This window comes from Arthrobacter sp. JUb119 (assembly GCF_024807995.1).
In the GTDB taxonomy this organism is placed as follows: domain Bacteria; phylum Actinomycetota; class Actinomycetes; order Actinomycetales; family Micrococcaceae; genus Glutamicibacter.
The window spans coordinates 1-5,207 of record NZ_JANUFE010000014.1 but is presented as its reverse complement, the minus strand read 5'-3'; the positions used below and the strand labels follow the sequence as shown (position 1 = coordinate 5,207).

Below are 5,207 nucleotides of genomic sequence, written 5' to 3'. Positions count from 1 at the left end.
GGCTCACCTGGTGAGGGAATTCCTTCTTCGACCTGGCTCACGCCCAGGGCCCAGTGTTCTCCAGCGCGGACCAGGCGCGGTACCTTGTGCTCACCTCGTTGCATGGGCAGACAGCGGAGCTGTTTGCCTCTCGGCTAGAGGACCTGCCTTCTCGCCGTGGCGCGCTTGCCGTGCATCTCGTGTGTCAGCATTTGCTGAGATTCAACTAGTGGCCTATCGGTCCTGTTTCGGTCTTCTGGGCTGGGCGGGGTCGGGAGAGTGATTCCGGCGCGGCTCTGGTCTCAGGGTCCGGGCAGGGGTGCTGGATCCGTGTTTCTGTGGGGGGTGGCTGGTAGGTTTTGATCTCAAACCCTCTGAGAAGGGCACATGAAAGGAGCCTGTGATGCGCTGGGCCTTATTCGACGGTACCCAACAGATCGACGCAACGGAACTGCGCGAGCAAGACCGTGGGGACTACCGGGACCATTTGAGCTGCCTTGACCAGGAGTGCGCCGCACCGATGCACTGGCGTAAGCGCTCCAAGGACGGAAAAGCCGCGACGTTCTTCGGACATCACGCAACGGGTTGCGAGTATGGTTCGAAGATCGAAGAGCAGAGTGAACTGCAACGAGCTGTCGAAGAATTCAACGCTATCGCCAACACCGCGGACGAGCTGGTCATCCGTCTTGATCCTCTGCCCCAGAACCGGCCGGTCACCGATAACACTCCCGGCGCCACCGGAACACCGGGGCGGGCCCACCGGCATCAAGGCGCTGACAGGCAGCGGCGTGCAGGGTCGGTAGGCTACGGGCCTTTGCTGGGCAAGCTGATCACTGATCCGGATTTCCGCCGCAGCAGAAGGGCTTTGACGCTGAGCGATCGAACCCGCACGACGATCGCCGATGGTTGCGTTCACGTCGATGAATTCACCCTTAGAAGCACCACGATGATCCTCTGGGGACAGGTCCACCACGCACAAGGATACTTCCTAGATACCGGCTATACGAGCGAGAAAAAGCCTGCCGTCAGACTCCGCAAAGAGGTGCTCGCCGAGCTGCTGCAAGCCAAGAAGCTGTCCGGTATCAGCGACTTCAGCGGGTGGTATTTCATTGTAGAAGGCCGCTTCCAGGAAAGCTCCACTGGTGGGCCATATGTGTCGCTCGACAACGCCCAGAAGATCGCTTTTCTCCCGCCCCAGATCCCAACGAGCTAACCCGCAGGAGGCTGGGGGACATACCATCGCACGGCCTCCTGCAGCGAGGACCAGCCAGCCCCTTCCTGGACCAGGGACTCGGTCCAGAGCTCTGAGCATGCTCCTTGGACGCTGACTTCATGCCTTGCGCTCGCCGTGTACCCGTTACCAGGAACTAACGCAGTGAGGCCGTGGGGTCTTCACCGTGGACTGGACGATGAGGCACCACGGTTTTGAATCGCAGACGGCATGATGCGCTGCCAGGCACGGCGGGGACATACCATCACGCGGCCGCCGGCAGCGAGGGCCGGCCGGCGCATCTTATGGATGAGGTCCTAGCCTCCGGCGGTGCATTCTTTGGCTTCCTTCAACTGCAGAACCAGGCGACTGAGGACGACCCCTGCTTCCTGGGCGCCGACCCGCGGGCGGGGTACGTCCCTCCCGGACAGACAAGGCTATTACGCAGCAACCTGCACTACCAGCGCTATTTAGCCGTCATCTGGCCGCAGTGGGATCCAAATGTCCCACAGCTTGCGGGACATTCGTCGGGGGCTATATCCGAGTTCTGCACGAGGAGCATCTTGCCGCGGCCCTGGACTGGACCGAACCCGGAGAAGAATAACGCTCCATGCTCCTGGGCCACGGCTACTGCAGCGACCCAGGAGGGGGGACATACCACCAGCCAGGCCTGCAGCATATCCGACGAGCGCCTCCAGCACTGACCCAATCAGCGCACCTGCGCCCGCCGACGGTATACCCCAGGTCCCGCAGCTCCAAGAAGCAGACCCCACCCGAAGACGGTACGTCCCGCACTCAAACCGCCTCGTCTCATCTGCGCTCGCCGTAGGCTTGATGTGTAGCTCCAGAACACCGGGGAAGGGGAGTGCCTGTTGGGAAAGCCCGTGTACACGGTCGAAGCTGAGCCAGATGGCCGCTGGTGGTCCTTGCAGTGCGTGCAGGTCCCGGCCGCGATCAGTCAGGTCGCAGAGCTGAACCAGGCAGCCGAAACGATCCGGGAGGCCATCGCCTGGATCGAAGGCATCGACCCAGGGTCCTTCGATGTCGAGCTCATCGAGAAAGGCGCCGGCGGCAGCTAGCAGGACGGTATGTCCCCTTGAAGGAAGCCAGGCACGTCGCCTGCAGAAGATCACAGCCTCAGAAAACCCAAAGGGCCAGGACTTCAAAGGCCGGTATGTTTAAGCTGCTTCAGCTTGCGGAATGCCGGTTCACCGTACCGCCGTTGCTCATCGATCTCGATGCTCTCAGCGCCCAGTCTCAGGATGCATTCGCCTCCAGCCCCGCGGCACACCGCGGTACCCGGGACACCGACGTATTGGCCCGTGAGCAAAACCAGCACATCAGTGCTGCGCTCATTGCCTGGTTTACCGCCCAGCAACTGAAGCTCACCGACAGCAGAGCAACTCGCAGCCCTTGAAGACCCCCAGGGAGGGGACATACCGCCCCGCGGGATCCTGCAGCAGATCCGGCCGCGGGCGCCATCCCTCAACCAGGTCCACGGCCATCGACTGGTACCGCGGTACGTCCTGCGCCTCACCACCCAGGCCTACCAGGAAGACATCATCCTTCTCAGGCACGGCCCCACAGCGGTACGTCTCCCACCCCACCGACCTTCCACGCCGGCACCTCGACCACCTGGTACCCAAGACCTACCACTTCGACGGCGCTCGCCGAGGAAGCCAGCACCTTGGTACCTGGTCGCTGCACGCCGGCGCCTTCCCATCATGGACGGTATGTCCCAGGCCTCGGGCAGCCAGGCGCAACACCGAGCAAAAGATCCACCAGATAAACCACACCCAAGAAAATCACCAGATGATGAACCACGAAAACCCTGAAAAACCAATAAATTTACCCCAAGATTCTAGATTTAAAATCTAACAACCCAACACGCCAAACAACGCCCGACCCACCCCCACGAGCGACACCCCGCACACCAGGCAGAGGTACCCAAGACATACCGCCAAGGCACGCAGGCACCACACCTGCAGCAGATCCCCGACCTGGCCACCCTCTGGGGGACATACCGCCCAGCGACCTCGCTGCAGCAGACACCAAGAACCAAGACCCGACCCACCGCACACACCAGCAAGGCCACAGAACACCCACAGAGCTTCGCTCGCGCTCGCCGGTAGGTGTTTGGTGCTGTGGGTATGGCTAAGGCCGGGAAACGGTGGTTTCCCGGCCTTGTGTGGTGTGTTTAGGCGTTGGCGAGGGCGAATGCTTGGTGTTTGAGGTTGACGGAGTTCTTGCCGAGGCTGGAGAGTGCGCGGGCGGTGTTTTCGTTGTCGGCCCACTGGTTGCGTTGGGTTGGTGCGTAGTGGTCGATGTATTCGGTGACGGCTTGGTATCCAGCCCAGCGGGTGCCCCGGATAGGGGCGTTGGTGCTGGCCTCGGTGAAGAGGAAGTCGAAGGTGTTGCGCTTCTCGCGGTAGGTGTCGTGGACGCGGGTGGTGGCATCCTTTGAGGGGGCAGGGAAGAGCTTGTCGATGTACTTAAGGAAGTGGTCTTCTGCCATGGTCTGCTGGATCATTTGCTCGGCTGCCAGCTGGAACTGGTCTTGGAACTTGAACGCGAGGTTGAGGGCTTGGCGGGCTGCTTCGATGTTGCTCTTGGCGCTGCGCGTATGGCGGATGGAGAAGGTGCTGACCGCGTTATTCAGCGCTGCGCGTTGGGTGTTGGCGCAGACTACGCGGATTGGGGTGACAACGAAGCGGAATGGAGCGGAGCCATCGTGGCTGTTCATTGCTGCGATGTAGAGGTCGACGCGGTCGACGTCGCCGACGAGCATGTGCTCGGGCAGTTTCATGGTGACGAAGACTTCCCGGCCACCGCGTAGGGAACCGGCAGTTTCGAAGTGGGCGCCGGACTGGTCTACAAGCTGGTTGAGCAGCTCGGTGTGTTCCTCGTTTTGGATGGGCTGGTAGACCTTGCCGACGACGCCCAGGGGCTCGCGTTGGCCGTTGAAGGGATTGGTGCGCACAGTGGCGTATTTGCCGTTGACGGGCAAGTGGAGCTCGTTGCCGTCGGAGTCGGTGCTGGTGGCGGTCAGTGGGGCCTTGTGTACGTTCCAGCCGGAGAGGTAAGCCAGTTCGAGGGCTACCTCGGCTGTCTGGGCTTCTACAGTGGTGGTTCCCAGCGCGTGCCATGCGGATTTGCGGGCTGCGAAGAATGCTGCGCGGCCGTCTGCTGCGGTTTCGATTTCGTGTGCCATGAGCCTATCGATTCTCGGGTAAATGATCTGACATAAACCATCATATGCTGAGAACCATATTTAGATCAAGTAAGACTTTACTAAATTTAAATTCCGGCCTCTAAACACCCACAAGCAGTTCCACCAGAAAGCCCCTGAGGGCAGCAACGCAATATCGTTTTGAGCCTCGCCCAGGAATGCGCAAGCTCCTCCCTGATCGGGCGTGCATAGCTACCAGGACAGAGCCCCAGCGCTCCCGAAGTCAACCTCAGATCACGACAGGGCAGACCCGGATGAAGCATCTCGGGCGCGCGGGGCCTAAGGCTGCGCAGTAGGGGGAGCCTTAATGAGCCCCATATGGCACAACATATGTTTACAACTATGTAATATCATAGGTAAGATCATAGTGTGGTTTCACCAGCACCGATTGAAAATATCTTGTTTGACATGGTGAAACATGATAGAATTCTAGCATCTACAAAATCAACGGAGACATACTAGCCACGCAGGGGAGGGGATTCCAGTGAAGCAGAGCAACGCACAGGCCGAAGCAGTCAAGCCCAGCTGGCCAACCGCCGGCCCATCAGCAGGCATCGCGACCGAGGCGACCCCCACCTCGTCCAAAGCCCTCTTCGCAACCACCAGCGCACCCGCAACTGCCCGACGTGGCGACACCCCGGCCAGTGAAAAGCGGCGCGTCAGCGACCGCCCGAAGGCTAACAACGCGACGCAGGCACGACGAGACCAGGGCGCCCGACAGGGCGGCACCCAGTGCGCCAGCACTGGGAAGGAGCGGGGCCGCCAGGCCCCTAGCTCGCTGCCCCCCCA

6 protein-coding genes are annotated in these 5,207 nt (G+C 61.0%); 4 read left to right on the top strand and 2 right to left on the bottom strand.

The genetic code is table 11. The features are described 5' to 3' along the window. The first annotated feature begins 379 nt into the window (after positions 1–379). The 3 genes from M2368_RS18780 (at position 380) to M2368_RS18770 (ending at position 2,606) form a co-directional block, all read left to right on the top strand. Positions 380–1,192, top strand: a complete 813-nt coding sequence (locus M2368_RS18780; RefSeq protein WP_133835119.1) for a hypothetical protein — start codon at positions 380–382, stop codon at positions 1,190–1,192. 869 nt (positions 1,193–2,061) lie between these two features. Continuing rightward, positions 2,062–2,268: a hypothetical protein gene (locus M2368_RS18775; RefSeq protein ID WP_133835118.1), complete on the top strand. Its 207-nt coding sequence runs from the start codon at positions 2,062–2,064 to the stop codon at positions 2,266–2,268. A 95-nt stretch (positions 2,269–2,363) separates the two neighbouring features. Continuing rightward, complete coding sequence (locus tag M2368_RS18770; RefSeq protein WP_133835117.1) at positions 2,364–2,606, top strand: hypothetical protein; 243 nt, start codon at positions 2,364–2,366, stop codon at positions 2,604–2,606. 152 nt (positions 2,607–2,758) lie between these two features. Here M2368_RS18770 and M2368_RS18765 read toward each other — a convergent pair whose 3' ends face one another. Next, positions 2,759–2,896, bottom strand: coding sequence for a hypothetical protein (locus M2368_RS18765; protein WP_166650887.1), 138 nt, complete (start codon positions 2,894–2,896; stop codon positions 2,759–2,761). 490 nt (positions 2,897–3,386) lie between these two features. Continuing rightward, complete coding sequence (locus tag M2368_RS18760) at positions 3,387–4,400, bottom strand: DUF932 domain-containing protein (protein ID WP_133835116.1); 1,014 nt, start codon at positions 4,398–4,400, stop codon at positions 3,387–3,389. 502 nt (positions 4,401–4,902) lie between these two features. Between M2368_RS18760 and M2368_RS18755 the strand changes: the two genes are divergently transcribed. Beyond that, positions 4,903–5,207: hypothetical protein (locus M2368_RS18755; protein ID WP_498724836.1), on the top strand; the 305-nt coding region annotated here is incomplete at its 3' end.